The sequence below is a fragment of the Ralstonia sp. UBA689 genome (genome assembly GCF_002298975.1).
Taxonomy (GTDB): Bacteria; Pseudomonadota; Gammaproteobacteria; order Burkholderiales; family Burkholderiaceae; genus Ralstonia.
Genome location: NZ_DBMV01000024.1, coordinates 22,940 through 45,099, shown reverse-complemented (window position 1 = coordinate 45,099; position 22,160 = coordinate 22,940). Strand labels below are relative to the sequence as shown.

Sequence of the window (22,160 nt, the reverse complement as noted above, 5' to 3'; positions counted from 1 at the left end):
CTCAAGACTGCGAGACAACGATCTCGACCCGGCGATTCTTCGCCCTGCCGTCCGCCGTCGTGTTATCTGCCACCGGCGCCGTATCTCCCTTGCCTACCGCTTCCAACCGCCCCTTGGCGACACCTTGGGTGGTGAGGTATTCGGCAACGTGCACGGCGCGCTCTTCGGAGAGCACCTGGTTCGACGGGAATTTGGCCGTGCGGATGGGAACGTTGTCGCTGTGGCCCGTTACGGTCACCTTACCGGGCACCCTCGCGATCTCGGCTGCCACCTTGTCCAGCAACGGCAGCACCTTGGCGTTGACGCTGGCCTGCCCGCCGGCAAACATGTCGTCGCCGCGGAATATCACCGCGCTGTGGTTGGCGCCTTCCTGCACCTTCACTTCACCACGTGCGATTGCACCCTTGAGCAACTCCGCCAGTCGAAGCGCCTTGGGCGGAGGTGGTGGCGTAATCTGACCGATCGCGTGAATCTGCTGTTCCAACTCATGTGTGCGCAGCGATAGTTGGTACTTGTACCAAGCGAACAGACCAAACACGGCTAGGCCCAGCACAGTTGCGCTCATCCAGATGGGAACGGTGCGAATGACCGAGAACTTGCCCGCCGGCGCCACATACAGGTTCGGGGAAAGCTCCCTGGGCACCGGGCCACGCTGCTGGCGAATCAAGGTGTGAAGGCGCTGTCGGATCGCGAGATGCTGCCGGTCGCCATCCGTGATGTTGCCGTAACGGCCCAGGAAGCCTAGCGAGAGCAGGTAGTAGATCACCTCGATCACATCGATGTGCTCAGCCGGACTGTTCACCAACCGGCCCAGCACGTGGAAGACTTTTTCACCGCCCTTGTTCTCGCCGTGCAGTTGGATGAGCAGGCTGTTCGCAGCCCAGTCGTTCTTACCCCACGGCGTGCGCTGCGCGGCCTCGTCCAACGCCGTGCACAAACCATAGCGCGTGGCCAGGATGTGTTCGGAGCGAATGCCCGCACGCTCGCAGACCGCCTGGAAGTCGTGCAACTCCTGCACCAGTACCCTCTTCAGCAATGCCGCCTGGTCAACACGCAATTCGCGGGGCATGTCGGCCAGCACGCGCAGCAAGGGACGGGCAGCAGACAGCAGCGGATTGATCTGCTGCATCGCCTTCTCGACGCGTTGCTCAATTGGCTTGCGTTTCGCACGCAGTGGTTCGTTGGCGGCCTGCGTGGCGGTTTCATGTGCCTTGCCTGGGCTCTGTGCAACCTCCGGCTCTTGAGCAGCGGAACGGGTCACTTCTGTGGTCGCTGGATCGCTCATTGGCGCACTCCCCACAGCTCAAGTCGCAACTCAGGGAACTGCCCTGCCACATGCAGGGCAAGGCCGCCGTACCGGAGGACTTGTTCCCAGAGCGGATGGTCCTGCGACAACTCGAAATACACCTGGCCAGCACTGAACGGAATCTGGCGCGGCGGCACGGGCATCGCCTGCAGCGGTAGGCCGGGCAGGTGCGAGCGGATCAGTTCCGCCAATCGCTCGGCCGGACCAACCTTGGCTTGCGCCGGGAACTGCTGCTGCAGCACGTCGGCCGGCAAGTGCGCGCCCACCGCCAACACGAAGGTGCCAAAGCGCGCGAACTCCGACGGTTCCAGCACCGCCAGTCGCACGCCGTTGGGCTGGGCGCGCAACTCGATGCGCTGAGCGCTGCGCTCCAGCACCACGTTCAGCAGGAAACGCAGGTCGTCCACGACGGGCTTGATGCAGGTATGAGGCTCGTCGTGCCGGTACGCAGCGTATTCCGCCGGGCGGCGGGTTGCCGTGCGTACGAAGGTGGACAGCTCACCGGCGAAAGCTGTCAGTTCCACATAGAGCGCCTCGGGCGAGGCCGCCTTGGCTTGGAGCATGTGCGCGAACACGGGCTCGAAGCGATTGAACAGTTGCAGGATGAGGTATTCCGAGATTTCTGCGGCATCGCCTCCGCGCGTGCTGGACGCCGTCAGGCGCTCAGCCATGGCGCTGGCGCGCAAGCGCAGCAGCCCATGAACTTCACCCAACCAGGTCTGCAACAAGGCGCTGGCGGCGTAGACGTTGACCGGGGGGATCAGCGCCGGGTCCAGGCGTGCGCTGCCGTCCGCATTGATTTCCGTGACCTTGGCCAGCGGCATGCCGAGCCAGGACTCTGTAAGTTCCTTCTCGGGCAGCAGGCGCAAGCGCAGATCGCTCAGTTGAACCAGCTTGGGACCCTGCCCGATCGAATTGGCGTCAAGCAACTCTTGCTCGAAGCTGCGATAGCGAGCCAGCGAATCCTGGGCGTCTTCCTCGAAGGTGGTTTCTTCCGCATTCGGTGTACGAATGGGAGCGGCCAGATAGATGGTTTGATTCAGGTGCTCATGGCGCAGCGCAAGAGGCGCGGGCAACTTGGCGTGCGCCGGCGCCTCGAACGGCGTGCCGTCCTGGAAAATGCCGGCGGCGCCGGACACGACCAGCTTGCCCAACGCCAACGCCTCGGCATCAATCGAGAAATCATGAAAGCCCCAAAAAAATGGGCTCAATGCAGCGGCACGCTTGTGAGCGAAATGCTCCAGATAGCGCTCCTGCTGCTGGAAGAGCTGCGGGCGCAAAAACAGCCCTTCGCTCCAGACGACTTTGTTGTACCAGCTCATTGCATCAATCAGGTTTGGATACGGTAATGGCCTGCTGGTCCAGAACGACCTGCAGCTTGATCTTGCGTGCGGGAATCACGCTGCGATACCACGCCGCCTCGGGCGCGGGCGGCAGCTTGTAGACGCTGCGCCAGGTGGCCTTGCCGAGCTCGCGGTAGCCAACCAGGAAGCCAAGCGCCTGCGTGTCTGGGTTGAGCTTGCGTTCGATGTCTTGAAACTCCCCCGGGCGCAAGATGAACTCGTCACGCGCCAGCAAGTCCTGCATCAGCAGCGTGCGGTCCGACGATTCGAGCGAGTAGTAATCGGCTTGCTCGAATGCGTTGGAAGTCTTGAGTTCGTAGAGGCGGACCAGGACCGGAGATGCCCTGCCCTTGACGTCAGGGTTGAGGGTGTCTCCTGCCTGGATGGACAGGTTGAGTTTCATTTGCTCGGGCTGAGCGGGGGCAGTGGAGCACGCGGCCAGCGCAAACGACAGCACCCATGGCATCAGAAAGCGGACGATCATGCTTTGCCTGGCTGGCTGCCGATCAAGACGCAGCCACATTCGGTGATGTCGCCTGCGCGAGCCATGGGGATGCCACCTACCTTCGCTGGACCGGACACCTGCACGATGCGGTTGATGCCGTGCTTCGGGCAGTTGACGAAGTCGCCCAGGCGGGCGATGGGTCGGCCTCGGATTTTGCTTGTGGGCGAGCCGGTGGTGACCACTGCGCCGTGCGTGCCGATGTCGCCTACGGTGATGATGTTCGCGGACATAGTTGCGCTTACTCCTCGCCACATCGCTTAATCATCTTCATGCCGGGCAGTGCGGCCGGCGCATCAAAGAATGCAGAGAGACTCTCTTCGCTTACCGGCACATTGATTTGTCCGATCAAGCTTCGGCAGCCGTCTTCATCTGGTGCGCTGCGCTTATCGATACACGAGCCCAATGCCAAAGAGAGTTCATTGCGCTTTGCGGCGTCAATCTTGAGCGAGTCGTACATGGCATTGACATCAGAGCGCAGGGCGGGATAAGTCTGAGCACAGCCCTCGGCGATAGCACCCATGTAGGCTGCCCCGATCACCATAGACATTTGAGCTTGCACGGCAGACATTTCCCCCAACTGCCTTGCCTGCATAGCCGTAATGTCGGCTGTGGCTTGTGTGGCGAAGAGACACGTTGCGGCAACAATGGGGATTGTTGCGAATCGAGTTGGTGCTTTCATTGTTGATTTCTCACTGTCTTCAATTTCTTACTTTCCGCTGGTTGGCTGGCCAAACCACGGCCAATACGCCCGCCCCTCGCCTCGCGCACGCATCCAGTAGCTGACCGGTGGTTTCGGTTGCCAACCCGGCGGCGGGCCGATCAGCACGGCCCAGGAGTCGGTCGCGTCGGCCACGCTGGTGACGACGGCGCTCTTGCCGCTTTGATTGGCATAGGCCGCTGCGAATGCGGTATTGACCGCAAAGCTAGCCGCACGCGCCGGGCCGTCCATGTGTTCAGAGACGCTATAGACGTTGCCGATCTGGTCCAGATCGGGCCATTGCTGGTGAATAGCTGAACGCAGTGGCCCCAACAGACGGTTGATGTTGTCGGTGTGCTTGTGCACATCGTGGTAAATCCGCTCAACCGGGTGGTCTTGCGGGGCTTGGGCTTGCACGGCTTCCATGAGGCCGCTCCAAGCGCCGCCTGGGTTGGCGGACTTGGCGTCTATAGCGCCCTTGTGCTGATGCGGGGTGTAGATGGAGGCCAGCGGCGTGTAGCCCCAGTCAGCACTTGGGTGGCCGAGGATGAGGAGCGCGGTGTTCTCGTTGGTTTGTCCGCCCAGAGGGTAATGCGGCGCATCCGCGTTCCACACCCACACCAGTTTGGTGGGATTCTCGGCCAGAAATTTGAGGGCCTCTTGCAAATCGTAGAAACCCACGGTTTCATCGCCAGCCTTGACTACGACCGTCGGCAGCTTGCCGGTGGGATTGAACATCATGTCTTTGGCTTGCGCCTCTTCGGCAACCACGTCGAACACCAACCGCCGCGTGGCAAGCAAGGACAGCGTGGGCTCGCCGATGATCATTTCCTGCGTGGCGCGAGTGCCGCGCACGGTCTTGCCCTCCCTGTCCTTGTGCAGCCGGTACCAATAGTCACGCATGCGCTCTTCGGCGTGCGCGGCGTCGTAGGCGAGGATGCTGGGGGCTGGCACGCCCATGGCCGCCTGCTCACTTAGCATGGACTTATCGCCGCTACTTTGGTTGTCATTGGTGATATCCGTCGGCGTGCCGATCCACTCGCGCGGCATCCCAAAGAACACCACCGAATCCATGTAGTCCGGCCGGTCGGTGCCCATGCGGATGGAGTAGAAGTAATTCGGATCAATGGGGTAGCTGTTGAAGGTATGCAGTGGGCCCTCGAGCAGATCGCGCAAGCCCGGCCAGTAATCTTGGTACTTGCTCCTCGGGATAGCAGGCAACGGCTTGTTGCGAGGCCATGGCGCAACACTGGTCACTACCTCTCCCACCGAGTCCCCCACCTTGAAGCGCGCCGCCTCGTTGTCATCGGTATTGGGCTCCGCCAGCCCTTGTGCCCACAGCAGGCTCCATTGGGTGGGATAACTGCGCCGCATCAGCGGGTTGAGCCATTGCACGCCGAGGAGCACGGCGGCGGGAGCTTGGGCTGGATTGGCCGCATCGGCCTGAGCGGCCTGGGCAGGCTGGACTTGCATGCGCGGCCAGGCTACGGGCTTGCGGGAATAGCGGTACTCGTCGGAAGACATGGACACTCCAGATTGGCAGGCGGTGAGCAGCAAGCAGGCAGCGCCCATGCATACGCGTGTGCGCGCGCTCAAAGAATGCGGGTTGGGCATGGCGGCTCCTCACGCGTAGTGTGGGCCTGCGCCCTTGGGCGCATGGTGGGCATCGAACAGCCCGGTGTTGCGCTCGTCAGGGATATGGATCGCGGTGACGGCGCCTTTGCTGGCATCAAACTTATCGTTGTTTGCCAACGGGCTCTTCTCATACTTGGCGCTGACGTAGTACTCAAACTCCTGATCCTTGTCAGCCTTTCTGCCCTGCGGGTAGTAGTCCGCCCCCACCATTTCACCCTGGTTGTTCTTTTCGCCCTTCTCCGGCTTGCACCATCGCCAATCCGCCATCCTGCGGAACTGGTTCATCAAGTTTTCGTTGAACCAGCACACGCCCACGTCCACGTCGTAGGCCAGCACGTGCTCGGCGTGCGCCGGGTTGGTGAGGATGGTGGAGTGGTTGGTAGCTTGCTGGTCGTCACCCGCCTTAATCAGCTTCTGCCGGCTCTGTTGCTCATACGCGCTAAACGTGACGCTGCGCGCTTGCGACTGCCCTTGCTCGCTTAACAGGCCAATGTCGGCTTCGCCAAAAGGAACATTGGTATTGAGGGTGCCCTGCTTGTCATACAGCTTGCGTCGTGCGAGTTGGCGCAGGCCGGCGTTCTGGTCGTAGCGCATGGAGGCTTCGCTGCTGGCGTTGCCCCGGCCGGTTTCGCGCTGGGTGGCGTATGGGTCGTGCTGTCCTTCGGGCACGCCGCGCTTTGGGTTGAGGGCGTCTCTAGCGGACTCGGTGCGCCGGTTGAAGGGGCCGTTGACGCGGGTGCCGTCGGTGTGGCGAGTCTCTTCCGGACGCAATTCGGTGCTGCCGCTGGGCAGGTAGAGCGCGCGCGGTTCGATCCCGCCGCTGGGCACGGCGGGGGCGTTGACGAGCACACGCCAACCGGTGTCAGGGTTGGCGTTGACCTTGAGGGCGTCGGTAAAGGGGCTGGCAAGCCATATTCCGCCTTGCACTACACCACCAACGACGGTAAAACCGGTTTTGCCGAGTAGGCTGGCGCGGTCGTCGCTCAAGGTTTTGCCAAACATGACGCTCATGTTTTCCGAAGGTGGATCCCAGAACGGGGGCTTGGAATTCTCGGGCGCGTAGCGGCCGGTTGTATCGTCCCAGCCGCTGTTGGTGTGGGCGGGGGTGGCGCCGATGGTGTGTTCCCAGTAGTCGTAGAACTCGCCCGGTTGGGCACCGACTTTGAAGGGCACGCCCGGTTTAGTCTGAGCCCAGACGCGCTGGTACAGGATGCTCTGGGCGTGGGTGCTCTCGATGTCGCTCTTGTCCAGGCCCAGCCAGCCCATGCCTTGAACGGTGGAGACAGAAACCACGCGGTCGTGCGGGCAGCAGTAGAGGAAGACGCGCCCGCGGGTGTCCCGCGCTTGGCAGTCTTGCTTGGCGGTGCAAGCGGTATCACCGTTCCTCGGGCGGCTGTTGTGGCTGTGCTGTGTCACGTAGTCGTTGTTGTAATGCCAGGCCTGGGGCTGGAAGTGGCGCACGATGTCAAAGAAGTTCTTCAGGCCGGCGATGCGGGCCTCAAGGGTGACGCGGCCCAAGCCGGTCGTGCTGTTGCGCTGGGTGAAGTTGTCCACCCGGCTGCCGCGCAGGCTGTAGGGGGCGTTGGCGAGGATGTAGGTGTCGGCCACGCCCAGACCTAAGGTGCCACTTTTCGGGTTACCGCCAAACTCTGTGTGATGCGCGCCGAAGTAGGCGGAGGTCAGGCCCACCATGTTGCCCTGGCTATGGCAGACGACGGTGATGGGACAGTCTTTTCCGTAGCACTCGCGATGAACCTCGCGGATGCGGGCAACGAGTTTGGCCAGGCGCCATGCGGCAAAGGCTTGGTAATGGCGGGCGGGGGCGTTGTAGATTTGCCGGTCGCTTGTTTGGAGATCGTTGAGCTTGAGGAAGCCCCCCAGGAATTCTGCATGGGTGCCTTTGTCGAACAGGTCGGGCAAGGCAGAGCAACCGTTGACGAACGGGCCACCTCCCCAGGCGTTGTGTTCGTCCAGCAGGATGTCACCGCCCACGGCGCCAAGTTCAGCGGCGCTGGCCTTGTAGCCCCAGCGGAAGCGGATGATGGGGCTGCATCCGCTGCCTGCGATGACGAAGTTGTGGGCTTTGATGTCATCCTTAATGTAGCCGTCGTCAGTCAGCTCGTTCTGGTAGCGCATGGGCTTGAGTTGGCCGCTGCCCTTGATGCAATGAAGCTGATCGTCGTTGCGTTGCAGACGGGTGTTGAGGCCTTTGCACAGGCCTTCTTCAGCGTCGTCGAACCATTCGCCGGTGGAGTTGACGCCGTGCACGAAGATGATGACGCCGGGCAGTGGCAAGGGAGCTCCTACGTCGAGGCGCGGCTTGCCGGGCAGGCACAGGGCTTCGGCGTGTGGGCTGTCCAGGCGACGGGCGGTGACGCGGGTCTCGGAGAGGGTGTGTTCGGCGGTGGTCATGTCGTCCTGTTTCATCTCTTGGCTGGCGTTGACACTTCGTAGGCTGGTTCTGGGCAACCACCACTCAGGGGAGGATGGTGTGTAGATACCCTTCCCGTGTGAAGTCCTTCAACACGGTTTCAGCCAAACCCTGCTCCTCGGGCGATTTCGGTGCTTCCAAGTATTGGGCCCGATAGCGCGGCGCCTTCAGCGACGAGGCCATCGAAGCAGCAACGACGCAGTTCAGATTGCTTTCGCAAAGAGCGCCATTGACCTCATATGCCCGCACGACGTTGGCATAACAGTCCAACTGTGGTTGTTTGCTCTCGCGCTCGCTCAACATGCAGTGCATTAGCGATAGTTCTGGCACGTTGCCTCGAATCTCAATCGCCGCGTCGAGGTCGATCAGCGCGCCTGCGTAGTCCCCGCGACCTGCGCGCTCACTCGCTTGTTGCGCTAGCAAGAAGGCCCGCTTCGGCTCCCTGGCCGACGATTGCTTAACCTTGGCGACAGGTTCATTCGGCTGCGCCGAGACTTGTTCGACGTGCTGTGGAACCGGCTGTGTATCTACCCCGCTAGCTCGACAGCCGAGAAGCCCCCAACCGACCAGAGTCAGAGAAAGCAACCGAGCTCGATTTCTAGACATTGATGACTCCGCTTTTGCCAGTGCCACGAACAACTTGAATCGGTATGACGATTGACCCACGAGATGGGGCAGGTACGGCATGACCTTCGTCGCCTTTATAGAGGTACCCCCCGCTGATAAGCAGTTCGATTTCCACGGAGGGATCGGCCCGTGGCAACTTCAGAACGGCCGTGCCAATGGGGACAAAGGTGTCTTTAGGCCAAAAGCCCGATTCGTTACTCATGCTCAACGGCGTACCCGGCCCCTCGTTGCCATTGATGCGAAGCGACGCCAAGGCAAAGAATTGCGCCTTGCCAATCCTTCCGGCGCTGGTGTAGCCCATAGCGTTCAGCCAGATCGACTCTCCCGAAGCGTCCCCCTTCACTACGAGATTTCCCTTGATATTGAACGCGCCATTCACGCCAACACCCTCTACAAACAAGTAGGCTGCTTGGTTGATTTGATAGGTGGGCTGTGCAAACTGATACTGGTACTCGCCGCCACTCTGATCCCCGCCGCTCCCGGTCATCAAAGCCGTCCGGGTCATCACCGGTCCCTGGCTGGACGGCTGTGACTGACCGAATGTGACAGACAGAGCGTCCGTCACCTGTGATTCGTACAGGTCGATTTCGCCCAGCGCATTGGTGACGCCCTTGAGCACGCTGCCGTCTGACTTGACGATTTCATAGGGTCTGCTGGCAACGGGTTGCTTGTCCGCCGGACGAATCAACCGGAACCTGCGCCCTACATCCCCCGAATCAAACTGCGGCAACGCCCCATCAATCCCCTGCGCCCCTGGCACATCAAAGTTGTCGGTATGCAGATGCACCCGCGTCGGCCCAAAGATCTCGACCGCCCCATCGGCAATACGGATACCCGCATTGCCACTCATCAGCGTGATGCCCGTCTTGGCGTTTTGCAGGATGGTGCCGTCCGTAGCGGTGATGACCACGTCTTGCTTGGCATTAGCTGTGATGCTCTTCTGCTGGGCTTGCAAGACGAGTTGCCCCTGGTGGGCGATGCCCTTCCACGCGCCGCTGTGGGCGAACAGGCTGATGCCGGTGCCGGCGTTGACGAGGTATTGCTGCCCCGCTGTGACTTGCTGGTTCAGTTTCGAGATAGTGTCGATGTGCTGCCCGGCATAGCTAGTCTGGCTTTTGAGGGTGGCGAAGGCCATGCCAGCCGGTGCGTACGCGCCGATGATGGGCTGCCCGCCCTGCCCGGAAGCATCCTTGTGGTTGTTGGCACCGGCATCCCACTCCCGAATAGCCTTGGCTAGATCGGCTTGCGGGTCGGTATCGGCCTTGAGCGCTTCATGCTGGCTGCTGTAGTCGCCGAGCGACTTGGCGGCTTCCAGCGCGGTTTTCATGCAGCCGGTGAACTCTTGGCGGTCGAGGTGGCCGCCAACTGCCGCAATTTGTCCCTCGGTGGTAAAGAACAGGCCTTTGGCACCGCGCAAGGTGCCCTGCCCGTCAGTGCGCAGGTCGAAGCCTTCTCCTCGGGCGTCCTTGCGGCCGGGGTTGCCGGGCACGCCCGTAAGGTAGCCAAGGTTGAGCTGGCTCGTCTGGTGGTCGGACGACAACTGAGCCTGAATCTGCCCCTGCGTGTCGTCCATCAGCAGATGGTTGCGCCGTCGGCCGAAGAGCTCCTTGCTGGCGACGCCAGATAGGGCGTGCTGGCTGGGCAGCGCCCAGGGTGGCAGGTTGAGCTGGTTGGGCACCCGCCCGATGATGATGGGGCAGTTTGGATCGCCATTGAGGTAGTCGACCAGCACTTCCTGCCCGATGCGCGGGATGTGCATGCCCCCAAACTGGTTGCCCGACCAGTTGCTGGCAACGCGCACCCAGGGCGATGAATTCTCGTCGTACCGGCCGTAGCGGTCCCACTCGAACTGGACCTTGACGCAGCCGAAATCATTGCACCAGACCTCTTGATTCTTGGGTCCGGTCACAACGGCGCGTTGGATGCCGCGCACGCGCGGCTTATGAGCGGTGCGTGCAGGGCGAAAGACTTCGTCGATGGGCTGGGCTTCGAAGGTGGCGCGGCAGGCGTAGCGTTGGGTACTGCCGGTCTGCACGTCAACGTCTTCGAGCTGAAGCTCGGCACTGATGACGAGAAACTCGCGGTTCAGCGCATCGTTGTCGTGGTTGGCAATCTGGTAGGTGCTGCCAGCGGCGATACCGCGCAGCGCGCCGGCACCACGCACGCGGCAGCCTTTGGCGCGCCACTCTTCCATGCGAATTCGCGCGCGTTGGTTTCCAACGTCGCGGCTAACGTAGGTGCCCGGGTTGTATTCAAAGTAGTCGAACTCGGCGTGGCGCGTGTTACGCGGCAAGCTGTCGTCGACGGTGAGATCGGCTTTTGGCTGGCGTGGATCGTAGTCTTTGAGCGTCACGCGACCGGTGCGCAGGCGTTTGATGAGTTCGAAACGCGTGAGGTGTTCCTGGTCGACCTTGAAGCCGTGCGGGTAAATCGGCAGGGTGTGATACGCCTCGCTGGGAAACTTGCGCCAGGCACCGGATTCGCTCACCAGCACGAGCCGGTGGTGCCCGCCGTCATGCTCGAAGAAGTAGGTGATGCCCCATTCTTCGGTCAGGCGCTGGATGAAATGAGCATCGGTCTCACCATGCTGCACTTCCCATTCGAGCTTGGGATAAGCGCTGACATCCAGGCGCATGTCGACGCTGAAGATGTAGTCCGAGAGCACTTCATCGAGGATCTCGATGACGGTCCTGTTCTGGAAGGGACGGTGGTCAGCGGTTCGGGTGGCGAGCCATAGCCATGGGCGCAGGGTGTAACGGTACAGGCGGTTGTCTGAGATGCCGCCGATCTGCTCAACGCTGGAGATGATGCCCGTGATCTGGCGCTCGCCAGCGCCAATACCGCCGAGCAGGTCGGTGCCCATGCCGTCGAGCTCAATGGTGAGCGTCATCTCCTGGCCGATAGCAGCATCCAGATCGGCTTCGAGCATGGCTTGCTCGGCCGCTGGAGAGACTGCCCGCAGGTCCACTGTGTAGGTGAACAGTTCGCTCAGGGCTTCGCGGCCGGAGACGCGCACGAATTCCAACTGCGGCTGCCCCAGCAACGCGGGGATCGCCTCGCTAGTGGCTTTGACCGTGCGGGAACTACCACCCAGATTGGAAACTCGCTCTACCGCGCCCATCTCTCTGCTCCTTGTGAATGACGTGCCGCCACCGCGTTAGCGTGGGCCATTTGCTCCTGCGGCTCAGATCACTTGATATGTGGCTCAGAGGGGCTCTACTCCATCACCAACACGAAGCACTGCCCCTCCAACATCTCGTTACCTGATAGCCGCCGCAGTCGCAGCGCCCGCAATACCTAGCGGCACGAGCGGAATCGCAAGGAGGGTCAGGACCCCGTCGGCGGCAACTGTCAGAGGGGTGAGCAGCACCAGCGCAGCCTTGCCTCCGGTAGGCAACTCCTCGCGGATGTTCACGCTGTATGACTGGTTGAACTTCTTGGCGAGGGCTGAAGGCATCACGAAGCCCTTGGCGCTATATCTCTTTCCGCTCAACTTGAACGACTGCGTCATACGTCCACTAGACTCTTTCGCGAAACCAAACGACTGCGCTAGTCGTTGATCTTCATCGTTGGCGCTCGCGGGCAGAAGCAACGTGAAATTGCCGGTCATATCCGACTCAGGCGTGACATTGAACTGCCCCATCTTGGCCTGCACTTTCGGATGCAGGGGCGAGTCCAGGACCTCGACCAAACGAGGCGGGGTATCGATGATGTAGTGGTACTCCGATCCCAATACGACAATCTTCGAACCATTGCTCGCCACGAGAATCTGGCTCACGTTTTCGGTGTAGCTCTTGTATTCCTTCTGCGATATCTCGGAATACAAGGACTTGGTGACAGGTGCGCACGCATTCAGCGCCAACAGCGGCAACACGGTTGCCGCCAGAAATACCCTGCGTTTCATCTCTATGAATCTCCTCATGCATTGGTGAAAGCGCTACCCATCCGGCTGTTGATGCTGCCGGATGGGTACTGCTCATCAAGCTTCCTTATTGCCCTTGATGTCGTAGCCGGCAGTCACAGCGCCGCCGCTGCCGCCATGAGCGTTCTGCACCACGTACTCCTGCTTGATCTTGGCGAACGACAGCGCCACCTTTTCGCGCATGCGCACTTCGTCACTGACGGACCCGCGCGGAGACACCTTGGTCACAATCACGTCGCTCATGGTCAGCTTCAGGTATTCGAGCGGGTTGCCACCGGCCTTGCGCACCACCAGCACGGCCTGGTCGATGTGCTTGCCGGTCAGGCAATACTTCATGAGGTTGGGCGAGGCGCGATCGATGTAATGCTCGAAGCTCAGATCGGTCACGGTCGCCTTGCCAGCGCCACCGCCGCTGCCAGCGTGCATGGTCGATTGCTGCTCGATGCTCCAGTCCCACGCCAGGACTTCCACTTCGTTCTTGTGCGACGAGTCTTGCGATTCGCCATCGATGCCGTTGATCTTCAGGAAGATGTCCTGTGCCATTGCAAAGCTCCTTCTTTAGACAGGTACTGCTTTGGTCTAGATTGGGTTGGTTTTGCCTTAAGCGGCTTCCTTGATGGACGGAAGACGTGCCACCAGGCGAAGCGACACCGTCAGGCCCTCAAGCTGGAAGTGCGGGCGCAGAAAGAACTTGGCGCTGTAGTAGCCGGGGTTACCTTCCACTTCCTCGACGACGACTTCGGCAGCCGCCAGCGGACGGCGTGCCTTGGTCTCTTGCGAGGAGTTGGCCGGATCGGCATCCACGTAGTTCATGATCCATTCGTTCAGCCAGCGCTGCATGTCTTCGCGCTCCTTGAACGCGCCGATCTTGTCGCGCACGATGCATTTCAGGTAGTGCGCGAAGCGCGAGCAGGCGAACAGGTATGGCAGGCGTGCCGACAGGTTGGCGTTCGCCGTGGCATCCGCGTCGTAGTACTCGGCAGGCTTTTGCAGCGATTGCGCGCCGATGAACGCGGCGTAATTGGTGTTCTTGCGATGCACCAACGATATGAAGCCGTTCTTCGACAGCTCGGCCTCACGGCGGTCCGAGATGGCGATCTCGGTCGGGCACTTCATGTCGATACCGCCGTCGTCGGTCGGGAAAGTGTGGCACGGCAGGTCCTCGACCACGCCGCCGCTCTCCACGCCGCGGATCAACGTGCACCAGCCATACAGCTTGAACGAGCGATTGATGTTGACGGCCATCGCGTAGGCCGCGTTGCTCCACACGTACTTGCGGTGGTCCGCGCCGTCTGTGTCCTCTTCAAAGTCGAAGGCATCGACTGGGTTGGTCTTGATGCCGTATGGCAAGCGAGACAGGAAGCGCGGCATAGCCAGGCCCACGTAGCGTGCATCTTCGGAGTTGCGCAACGCGTTCCACGGTGCGTACTCCAGGTTCTGGAAAATCTTGGAAAGATCGCGCGGGTTAGCCAGTTCTTGCCACGAATCCATCTGCATCACAGACGGCGATGCCCCAGCAATGAATGGTGCGTGCGCGGCGGCGGAAATCTTCGCCAGCGAACTCAGCAACTCGACATCGGGCGGGGTGTGATCGAAGTAGTAGTCCGCCACCAGGCAGCCATAGGGTTCGCCGCCCAATTGGCCGTACTCCTCTTCATAGATGCGCTTGAAAAACGGGCTTTGATCCCAGCCGATACCCTTGTAGCGGCGGAGTGTTCGGCGCAAGTCCTCCTTGGACACATCCATCACGCGAATGCGCAACTTTTCGTCCGTCTCAGTGTTCGAGACCAGGTGATGCAGGCCACGCCATGCGGATTCCAGTTTCTGGAAATCCTCGTGGTGCAGGATCAGGTTGATCTGCTCGGAGAGCTTCTTGTCGATGGCGCCGATGATGGCCTCGATACTCTTGTAGGCATCGTCACTCATCGTGAACGCGCTGACGAGCGCCTGCTCCGCTAGCGTGCGAACGGCCAGGTCAACGGCTTCGCGAGCCTGGTCGGTTTTGGGGGAGAACTCGCGGTTGATCAGCGCGGCAAAGTCAGAGTGGTCAGCCGTTGCAGCGGTCTGGTGTTTCTGTTGTTGTGCGGAAGCCATGGATTGCTCGCTCGATAGTGGAATTCAGGAAGGCAGGAAGCCGCGCGATTCAGGAGTCAGCCGACTCGGCATCAGCCGGAACGGCCGGAGCGCCTTCTGGCTTCGGCGCCTTGGCCAGCGCCTGCAGAAGTGCCGGGTCTTGCAGCAGTTGGTTGATCAACGATTCGGCACCCGATTTACCGTCCATATAGGTTTGCAGGTTGGCCAGTTGCGTGCGGGCTTCGAGCAGTTGCTTGAGCGCGTCAACCTTGCCGGCAACGGCAGCGGGCGAAAAGTCTTCGATGCTCTCGAACGTCATGTCGACCATCAGTTGGCCTTCGCCGGTCAGGGTGTTGGACACGGCAAACGCCACACGAGGCTTCATGGCCTTCATGCGTTCATCGAAGTTGTCTAGATCAATTTCGAGGAACTTGCGGTCGGCCACCGCCGGCAGAGGCTCGGCCGGCTTGCCCGACAGATCGGCCAGCACGCCCATCACGAAGGGCAACTCGACGCGCTTCTCCGAGCCATAGACCTCGACGTCGTACTCGATCTGCACACGCGGTGCGCGATTGCGAGCGATAAATTTTTGCGAACTGTTCACAATGGACATGGATCTCCCCAGTGGGTTTTGCGTGAAAGAGCCGCTCGGCGTCAGGCCGATTCGGCTTCGAGAATCGCCGGCCCAACGGTGCGGCCGGGAAGGTATTCAGCGTGGTAGGCCAGCGCGGATGCACCTTCGCCATCTGCCGTGAGGTCGATCGCAAGCAGTTGGCGCTTTTCGGCCAGTGCCGCCAGCCAGAGCTTTGCGAGTTGAGGCTGGATGACCTGCTCGATAAAGCTGATGAGTTGACGGGCGCCGGTTTCTCCAACAGGGCACCGCTTGACGATGTGAGACACCACGGCCTCGCTGTAAGTGAGTGTGATGTCGTGCTGTTCGCGCATGCGTGCAACCACACGGTCCAGATGCAGGCGCACGATGCGCCCCAGGTTGTCCGATGCGAGCGGGAAGTACGGCACCACCACAAGCCGGCCCAGGAACGCAGCCGGGAAAACCTTTCGCAGCTCAGGCATCAACGCGTCGCGCAATGCCGCCGGTTCGGGCAGTAGCTCCGGGTCTTCGCACAGGCCTGACAGCAAATCGGAGCCGGCGTTGCTGGTCAGCAGCAGGATGGTGTTCTTGAAGTCGATGTGGCGACCTTCCCCATCTTCCATGTAGCCCTTGTCGAAGACTTGGTAGAAGACTTCGTGCACGTCCGGGTGGGCTTTTTCCACCTCGTCGAGCAACACGACGCTGTAGGGGCGACGGCGTACGGCTTCCGTCAGCACGCCGCCTTCGCCGTATCCAACGTAGCCGGGTGGCGCGCCTTTGAGGGTGGAGACGGTATGCGCCTCCTGGAATTCGGAAAGGTTCACGGTGATGAGGTTCTGCTCGCCGCCGTAAAGCGCGTCGGCCAATGCCAACGCCGTTTCGGTCTTGCCAACGCCGGAGGGGCCCACCAGCAGAAACACACCTACCGGCTTGTTAGGGTCGGTTAGGTGCGCACGGGCTGTCTGGATGCGTTCGCCCAATTGCGCGAGAGCGTGATCCTGGCCAATCACGCGGGCGCCTAGCGCTTGCGGAAGCGCCATCACCGTCGCCACCTCGTCGGCAATCATGCGGGTCACAGGGATGCCCGTCCAATCCGCAACAATGGCGGCGACGACAGCCTCGTCCACTTCGATATAGACCAGTGGCGCCCCCCCTTGAGCCGCGTACAACGCCGCTTCCAGATCGGCCAATGCTGCCCTGATCTGGTCAGACTCGCCCCCAGCCGAGCGTTCTGCCATAGCCTGCCGATGATCAAGAATGCCCGCGGCGAGTGCCCGCTCCTGCTGCCAGCGCGCCTCGGCTTGAGCGAGTTCGGCCTCGATCTCCCGAATCACACTGCCTAAGTTCGCAATGCGCGAGCGATTCTCCTTTCCGAAAGTCGCCTCCTTCGCCAGCAGCGCCGCCTCGGCCTCGGCAGCCGCCAAGCGTTGCCGCAGAAGCTCGACGGCGGCAGGTGCCGCATGCAGCGACAGTGCGACGCGCGCGCAAGCCGTATCGAGCAGGCTGATGGCCTTGTCTGGCAGTTGCCGCGAGGGAAAGTAACGATGCGAGAGCTTGACCGCAGCGCGCACAGCCTCGTCCCGGATCAGCACCTTGTGATGGGCTTCGAAAGTCCCGACGAGACCACGCACCATGGCGACTGCGTTGGCTTCCAGAGGCTCCATGACCTGCAAGACCTGGAAGCGCCGTGTGAGCGCCGGGTCTTTTTCGATATGGCGCTTGTATTCGCTCCAAGTGGTGGCGCCGATCATGCGCAGCGCGCCACGAGCCAGCGCTGGCTTGAGCAGATTGGCGACATCGCCCGTCCCTGCCTGCCCACCCGCGCCAACAAGGGTATGCACCTCGTCCACGAATAGGATCACCGGCTTGGGAGATTTGGTGGCTTCTTCCAACACACTCTTGAGGCGCGCTTCGAGCTCGCCTTTCATGCTGGCACCCGCCAGCAACGCTCCAACATCCAGGCTCAGCAGGCGAATCTGGCTCAGACTGGGCGGCACCTCACCGGAGGCGATAGCCTGTGCCAAGCCTTCGACCAACGCGGTCTTGCCGACACCAGCCTCGCCGGTGATCAGAGGATTGTTCTGACGGCGGCGCAGCAGGATGTCCGCCATCGTGCGGATTTCATGCTCGCGTCCGATGACCGGGTCTAGGCGGCCTGCCCGCGCCTCCTCGGTCAAGTCACGGCAGTACTGCCCCAACACGCTCTTGCTGGAACCGACCGGCGGCATCGCTAGGCTTGCCTCGCCCGGAACCGCAGGCGCAAGCCCGCTACCGTCGTACGTAGCTTCCGCGCTTTCGGGGGACTGAGCGACCAGCGCCGGAATGCTCTCGATCAGATCATCCGTACGAATCTTTGCAAACTGAGCGGAGATACCAAGCAGCGTGTGGCGAAGCCCATGCGTCTTGAGCAGCGCGGTCAGCAGGTAGGCGCCACGTACACGGTTATCTGCAAACGCGAGCGTGGCATAGACCCAGCCACGTTCGACCGCCGATTCGATCTGGAAGGAGAAGTCGCTGATCGAGCTGGCGCCCGCTGGCAACGCCGACAGCGCACGCGTGAGATCGGCCTCCAGCGCCTGGAAATCCGCGCCGACGTGCCGCAACACACGCTGCAGATCGCCGTCTGGAGCTTGGAGCAACTGATGCAACCAGTGCACCAGTTCCACATATGGATTACCTCGCAGCTTGCAGAAAGCGGTGGCGCTTTCGATTGCTTTGAAAAGGGTCGGGTTAAGTCGGCCAAACAGGGCCTGACGGGAAATATCCATTCAACAATTTTTATTAAAATAGGCTATCGCCTGATTTGAATTCTGGAATTCAGCGCTCCCCACTTTTTAGGGTATTCGCAAACTCACAATCATAGCAACCAAATATTTCCAACAGAATCCTCAACAATATTTATCAATTTGAATAGGAGAAAAGAAATTTCACAAATTTCCGCTGTTCCTCCGCCTAAAACCTATCGAGTTGCCCATCAACACTATTTTTTACAACAAACCCAACATAAAATTACACCCAGTAGAAAAAAGCAATTTTCAAACCCTTGCCTTTTCAGAAATTAACATTAATCAAACATAAAGATATTAATTATGCTTAATTCAGATTTTCAAATAAATCAATAACAGCAGATAGGCGATTTTCCATCGACACCGATTACGACTATCATCGCCGCCGGTTTGTCAAATGGGCATAGGCTGTGGAAATCATTGGCGACCGGCAGCCACAACTGCCGAAGGGCGGCATCCTGGACGATCTGGTACCGACCGGCGACACCCGGAATGGAACGCAAGACGCGGGCGATCTATTCTCAGCGCTGCGGCACGGCCGCAGTGGCGCGTCGTTCATTTCTGTACTCGGTGCGCCAGTCGAGCCCGTGGATGCGTTGGTGCAGCTCAGCTACGAGGCGGCGGCCGTGCTGCGCAACCCCGCGCTGGCGAACGCCTGTGCACACTTGGGACCGCCAAGAGGCGATACGGCAGCAGATATCGCTGCAGGGAACACGCAGGATCGTGGGCTGGCGGGCACGCCACCGGAGAACGAGAGCCTGCTCGACATGTTGGCCAGCCCGGCGCACATCGACCGCCTGATTGGCTCGCTTGAACCTCCTGACACTCAGCAGCTCTTCGCTCCGCCATCGACACCAGACGTTCTGCGGCTTTTTGCTGGCGATATCGTAGTTCCCGAGCGGCGCGGCATTACGGCTGCGTTGACTCGCCGGGAGCATCACCTTGTCTCGATGGACAGCGCATATCAACCGGCTCAGGCTCAATCTGAAGAATCGGATGCACATGACGACTGACACCCTGCCCTTGAATCAACGATCGGCGCCCAGACTCTCGGCCGCGCTACAGCACAGCGGGTCGATGGCTCAGGCGCTGCAAACTGCGAAAGTCCGCGTACGCCAGCAACCAGCTGCGTTCGGTGAGCGTTGGCAGTTGTTCCAATGGCTGTGCGTGACAGGCGACTGGCTGCGGGCACTCAAGCAATTGCAGGTGGCGACCCAATTGGCAGCAAATTTTGTGCAGACAGCACACGTCTACCGTGACTTGATCCGGTCGGAACTGTTTCGTGTCGAGGTTCTCAACGGGAAGCGCAAACCGGGCTCACTTCTTCCTTCACCCGGTTGGATCACCGCACTTGGCGATGCGCTCGCGCTGGCCGATGTGGGTGACATTGCTGGAGCAGACCATCGACGACAGGAAGCTCTGTCCGAAATGCCAGACTCTCATGGCACCATCGATGGCACGTCGTTTCATTGGATCACGGACAGCGACACCCGCTACGGCCCCACCTGCGAGATCGTGTCAGGTGGTCGTTATGCCTGGCTGCCGTTTTCTCAGATGCGTACACTGGAGATGGGCCCGGTAGCTGGCTTGCTCGATCTGGTCTGGCGCTCAGCGACAGTCACTCTGAAGGACGGCACGATATGCCGTGGCTTCCTGCCGGTGCGGTACCCGGGCTCCGAGCATGGCAGCGATGCAACCCGGTTGGCGCGCAAAACCCATTGGACCGAGATCGGTCAGACCAGCGTCATTGCTCTTGGTCAGAAGACATGGATGACGAATGCCGGCGACACCGGGCTACTGGATGTGTCGACTCTGACCATGGGCAACGCACATGAGTGAGCGTCGCACGCCCCGGCGCCCTAATACACAGTTGCTGCCGACACTCTTTGACCGGCTGCGCGATGATGCGCCACTGCGCCAGACGGAAAGTCCGTCAGAGTATGTCGTCACGCGAGCACAGATGCGCGAGATCCTCCAGCGCGATCTGACTTACCTTCTCAACACCACCAATCGCGAAGATGAGATCGACCGGAGCCGATACCCGGCTGCCGCCGGGTCCTCCATCAACTACGGAGTGCCACCAGTGGCCGGCACCTATCTGTCCGCACACAAGTGGAACGATATTGTCAAGATCGTGCGGCGAGCCATCTTGGATTTCGAGCCACGACTCATTCCTGGCTCGCTGAAAGTCGACCCATTGCGCAAGGAAGACGCTCCCATACGCTACAACACGCTGGTCTTCGAGATTAGTGGGCTGATCCATATGGATCCGTATCCGATGGCATTCACCGCTCAGAGTTCGCTTGACCTGGAAACCGGTCGGATGAACATCCGCTCCATCCACGCCAACTGACTGACACCATGGACCCGCAACTGCTGGACTACTACAACCGCGAGCTCGTCTACATGCGAGAGCTTGCGGGGGAATTCGCCACGCAGCATCCCAAGGTGGCGAGGCGCTTGGGAATGCACGGCATCGAGGTCGCTGACCCCTACGTTGAACGTCTGATTGAGGCTTTCTGCTTTCTATCCGCACGTACGCAGATCAAGCTGGACGCCGAATTTCCGCGCTTCACCCAGCGCTTGCTGGAAGTCGTCTACCCGAACTACGTTGCCCCAACCCCCGCCATTGCGGTGGCGCAGTTTCACCCAAGCCATCAGGAAGGGGACCTCATGCGGGGGGTGGAGGTGCCACGCGGCACGATGCTGCTCGCGCGAACACCTGCCGGTGAGTCCACCGAGTGCGAATTCCGCACAACCCAAGCGCTTTCCCTTTGGCCGCTGGAGATTGCTGAAGCCCGCCTCACGGGTATTCCTCCCGATATCCGGGGGCTGGAGCGTTACGTACCGGCGCATGTGAACATCCAGGGCGCACTGCGGCTCCGTCTGCGACTCAACGGTGAGGCTACTTTTTCCCAATTGAGCGGCCTGGACGCCCTCCCGATTCATCTGAGCGGCGGCGACCAGATTGCGTCTCACCTGTTCGAGCTGCTGCACAGCGCCGGCTGTGCGTTGCTGATCGGCAGGCCTGGCGAGATGTACGAACGCCCGCATGCTGTTACGAACAATGCGATCAGCCATGTCGGCATGGCCCCCGATGAAAGCGCGCTACCGCTCGCCTGGAACAAGTTCCATGGACACAATCTGGTGCATGAGTACTTTGCGTGCCCGCAGCGCTTCTACTTCTTTGGGCTCAACGGACTGGCGCCAGGGTTGGGCAAGATCGATGGCCGCGAAGCGGAGATCGTCATCCTTCTGTCAAAGCCACCCAAGACACTCGGCAGCCAAGTTGATGCCGGCCAGTTCGCGCTGTTCTGCTCACCGGTCATCAACCTCTTTCCAATGCGCACGGATCGGATGGAAATCCATCCGGGGCGCACGGAATTTCACTTGGTCGCCGATCGCCGCCGCCCACTCGACTACGAGGTCTTCTCGGCCCAGAAGCTGTCCGGACAAGCGCACGAGCACAGCGCACCGATCGACTTCCGCCCTCTCTTTTCCACGCTCAATAGCGACGAGGGCAATCATGGCCGGTACTTCTCGATGCGGCGGGAACGCCGACTCATTTCCGACCAGGCACGCAGATACGGAACGCGAACGGCGTACATCGGAACAGAAGTTTTCGTCTCGTTGGTAGACCAGAACGAAGCACCGTACCCGAACGACCTGCGGTATCTCTCGGTTGACGCGCTGGTTACCAATCGGGACTTGCCCAATCTGGTGCCGCGCAATGGATTCAGTGACCTACGTTCACCAGATTCCATTCCGGTTGCTGGCATCGGGTTGATTCGGCCGCCGTCGGCGCCGCGGGCGCCGTTTGCCGAGGGCGAAACCGCCTGGCGACTGGTCCGTCAGCTCGGCTTCAATTACCTGTCGCTGACAGACCTCGACCACCGCGAGGGCGGCCAGGGGCTGCGCGACATGTTACGTCTCTTTGTCGCCAGCGACGACATCGCCCAGCAGCGTCAGATTGCAAGCCTGATCGGCTCCAAAACTCATCCAGTCACACGCCGATTACCAGGCAGCGGCCCAATCATTTACGGCCGCGGCATTCAGTGTCAGTTGACGGTGGACGAGGCGGGATTCTCCGGGATCAGCCCCTATCTCTTCGGCGTCGTGTTAGAGCATTTCCTGGCCCGGCATGTATCGGTAAACGCCTTTACGGAAACTGAGTTGGATTCGATTCAGCGTGGGCACATTCACCGTTGGCCTGTTCGCGTGGGTACTCGGAGCGCGGTGTAAT

The 22,160-nt window shown here is 60.7% G+C and carries 19 protein-coding genes; 5 read left to right on the top strand and 14 right to left on the bottom strand.

Annotation, left to right across the window (positions count from 1 at the left end):
* Position 1: 1 nt before the first annotated feature.
* From tssL to tssH, 14 genes are all read right to left on the bottom strand, one after another.
* Entirely contained in the window at positions 2–1,285 is a 1,284-nt protein-coding gene (gene tssL, locus B4F51_RS11435; RefSeq protein ID WP_296225568.1) for a type VI secretion system protein TssL, long form, read from the bottom strand.
* The gene (gene tssK / locus B4F51_RS11430; protein WP_296225565.1) at positions 1,282–2,628 is read right to left on the bottom strand and encodes a type VI secretion system baseplate subunit TssK; all 1,347 of its coding nucleotides are present in this window, start codon (positions 2,626–2,628) and stop codon (positions 1,282–1,284) included. Before tssK ends, tssL begins: the two co-directional genes overlap by 4 nt.
* A gap of 4 nt (positions 2,629–2,632) precedes the next feature.
* Positions 2,633–3,133 (bottom strand): type VI secretion system lipoprotein TssJ, encoded by a 501-nt coding sequence (tssJ, locus tag B4F51_RS11425; RefSeq protein ID WP_296225563.1) that lies wholly within the window; start codon positions 3,131–3,133, stop codon positions 2,633–2,635.
* The gene (locus B4F51_RS11420) at positions 3,130–3,384 is read right to left on the bottom strand and encodes a PAAR domain-containing protein (RefSeq protein ID WP_296225561.1); all 255 of its coding nucleotides are present in this window, start codon (positions 3,382–3,384) and stop codon (positions 3,130–3,132) included. Before B4F51_RS11420 ends, tssJ begins: the two co-directional genes overlap by 4 nt.
* Positions 3,385–3,392: 8 nt before the next feature.
* Entirely contained in the window at positions 3,393–3,833 is a 441-nt protein-coding gene (locus B4F51_RS11415) for a hypothetical protein (protein ID WP_296225559.1), read from the bottom strand.
* 27 nt (positions 3,834–3,860) lie between these two features.
* Positions 3,861–5,465 carry a hypothetical protein gene (locus tag B4F51_RS11410; protein WP_414706745.1) on the bottom strand — a complete coding sequence of 535 codons (1,605 nt, stop codon included), beginning with the start codon at positions 5,463–5,465 and terminating at the stop codon, positions 3,861–3,863.
* Between the two features lie 9 nt (positions 5,466–5,474).
* Positions 5,475–7,898 carry a T6SS effector phospholipase Tle3 domain-containing protein gene (locus B4F51_RS11405; protein WP_296225556.1) on the bottom strand — a complete coding sequence of 808 codons (2,424 nt, stop codon included), beginning with the start codon at positions 7,896–7,898 and terminating at the stop codon, positions 5,475–5,477.
* A gap of 64 nt (positions 7,899–7,962) precedes the next feature.
* Positions 7,963–8,502, bottom strand: a complete 540-nt coding sequence (locus tag B4F51_RS11400) for a hypothetical protein (protein ID WP_296225554.1) — start codon at positions 8,500–8,502, stop codon at positions 7,963–7,965.
* Positions 8,503–8,515: 13 nt separating this feature from the next.
* A complete protein-coding gene (locus B4F51_RS11395; RefSeq protein WP_296225552.1) occupies positions 8,516–11,665 on the bottom strand; it encodes a type VI secretion system Vgr family protein in 3,150 nt (1,049 codons plus the stop codon).
* Positions 11,666–11,803: 138 nt separating this feature from the next.
* Entirely contained in the window at positions 11,804–12,448 is a 645-nt protein-coding gene (locus tag B4F51_RS11390) for a hypothetical protein (RefSeq protein WP_296225550.1), read from the bottom strand.
* Positions 12,449–12,523: 75 nt separating this feature from the next.
* The gene (locus B4F51_RS11385; protein ID WP_296225549.1) at positions 12,524–13,009 is read right to left on the bottom strand and encodes an Hcp family type VI secretion system effector; all 486 of its coding nucleotides are present in this window, start codon (positions 13,007–13,009) and stop codon (positions 12,524–12,526) included.
* 57 nt (positions 13,010–13,066) lie between these two features.
* The gene (gene tssC / locus B4F51_RS11380) at positions 13,067–14,560 is read right to left on the bottom strand and encodes a type VI secretion system contractile sheath large subunit (RefSeq protein ID WP_296225548.1); all 1,494 of its coding nucleotides are present in this window, start codon (positions 14,558–14,560) and stop codon (positions 13,067–13,069) included.
* A 49-nt stretch (positions 14,561–14,609) separates the two neighbouring features.
* On the bottom strand, positions 14,610–15,152 hold the full coding sequence (tssB, locus tag B4F51_RS11375) for a type VI secretion system contractile sheath small subunit (RefSeq protein ID WP_296225546.1): 543 nt from the start codon (positions 15,150–15,152) through the stop codon (positions 14,610–14,612).
* Positions 15,153–15,193: 41 nt separating this feature from the next.
* Positions 15,194–17,842 (bottom strand): type VI secretion system ATPase TssH, encoded by a 2,649-nt coding sequence (tssH, locus tag B4F51_RS11370; protein ID WP_296225828.1) that lies wholly within the window; start codon positions 17,840–17,842, stop codon positions 15,194–15,196.
* On the opposite strand from tssH, the gene B4F51_RS11365 reads away from it, so the two are divergent.
* The 5 genes from B4F51_RS11365 to tssF all read left to right on the top strand — a co-directional run bounded on the left by B4F51_RS11365 (position 17,774) and on the right by tssF (position 22,159).
* Positions 17,774–17,938, top strand: coding sequence for a hypothetical protein (locus tag B4F51_RS11365; protein WP_296225848.1), 165 nt, complete (start codon positions 17,774–17,776; stop codon positions 17,936–17,938). The two genes, tssH and B4F51_RS11365, sit on opposite strands and share 69 nt — an antisense overlap.
* A gap of 389 nt (positions 17,939–18,327) precedes the next feature.
* Positions 18,328–18,930, top strand: coding sequence for a TagK domain-containing protein (locus tag B4F51_RS11360; protein ID WP_296225544.1), 603 nt, complete (start codon positions 18,328–18,330; stop codon positions 18,928–18,930).
* Positions 18,920–19,756, top strand: a complete 837-nt coding sequence (locus B4F51_RS11355) for a type VI secretion system accessory protein TagJ (protein WP_296225542.1) — start codon at positions 18,920–18,922, stop codon at positions 19,754–19,756. The genes B4F51_RS11360 and B4F51_RS11355 overlap by 11 nt, the downstream gene beginning before the upstream one ends.
* Positions 19,749–20,270, top strand: a complete 522-nt coding sequence (gene tssE, locus B4F51_RS11350) for a type VI secretion system baseplate subunit TssE (RefSeq protein WP_296225540.1) — start codon at positions 19,749–19,751, stop codon at positions 20,268–20,270. The genes B4F51_RS11355 and tssE overlap by 8 nt, the downstream gene beginning before the upstream one ends.
* A gap of 8 nt (positions 20,271–20,278) precedes the next feature.
* Positions 20,279–22,159 (top strand): type VI secretion system baseplate subunit TssF, encoded by a 1,881-nt coding sequence (tssF, locus tag B4F51_RS11345; protein WP_296225538.1) that lies wholly within the window; start codon positions 20,279–20,281, stop codon positions 22,157–22,159.
* Position 22,160: the final 1 nt, after the last annotated feature.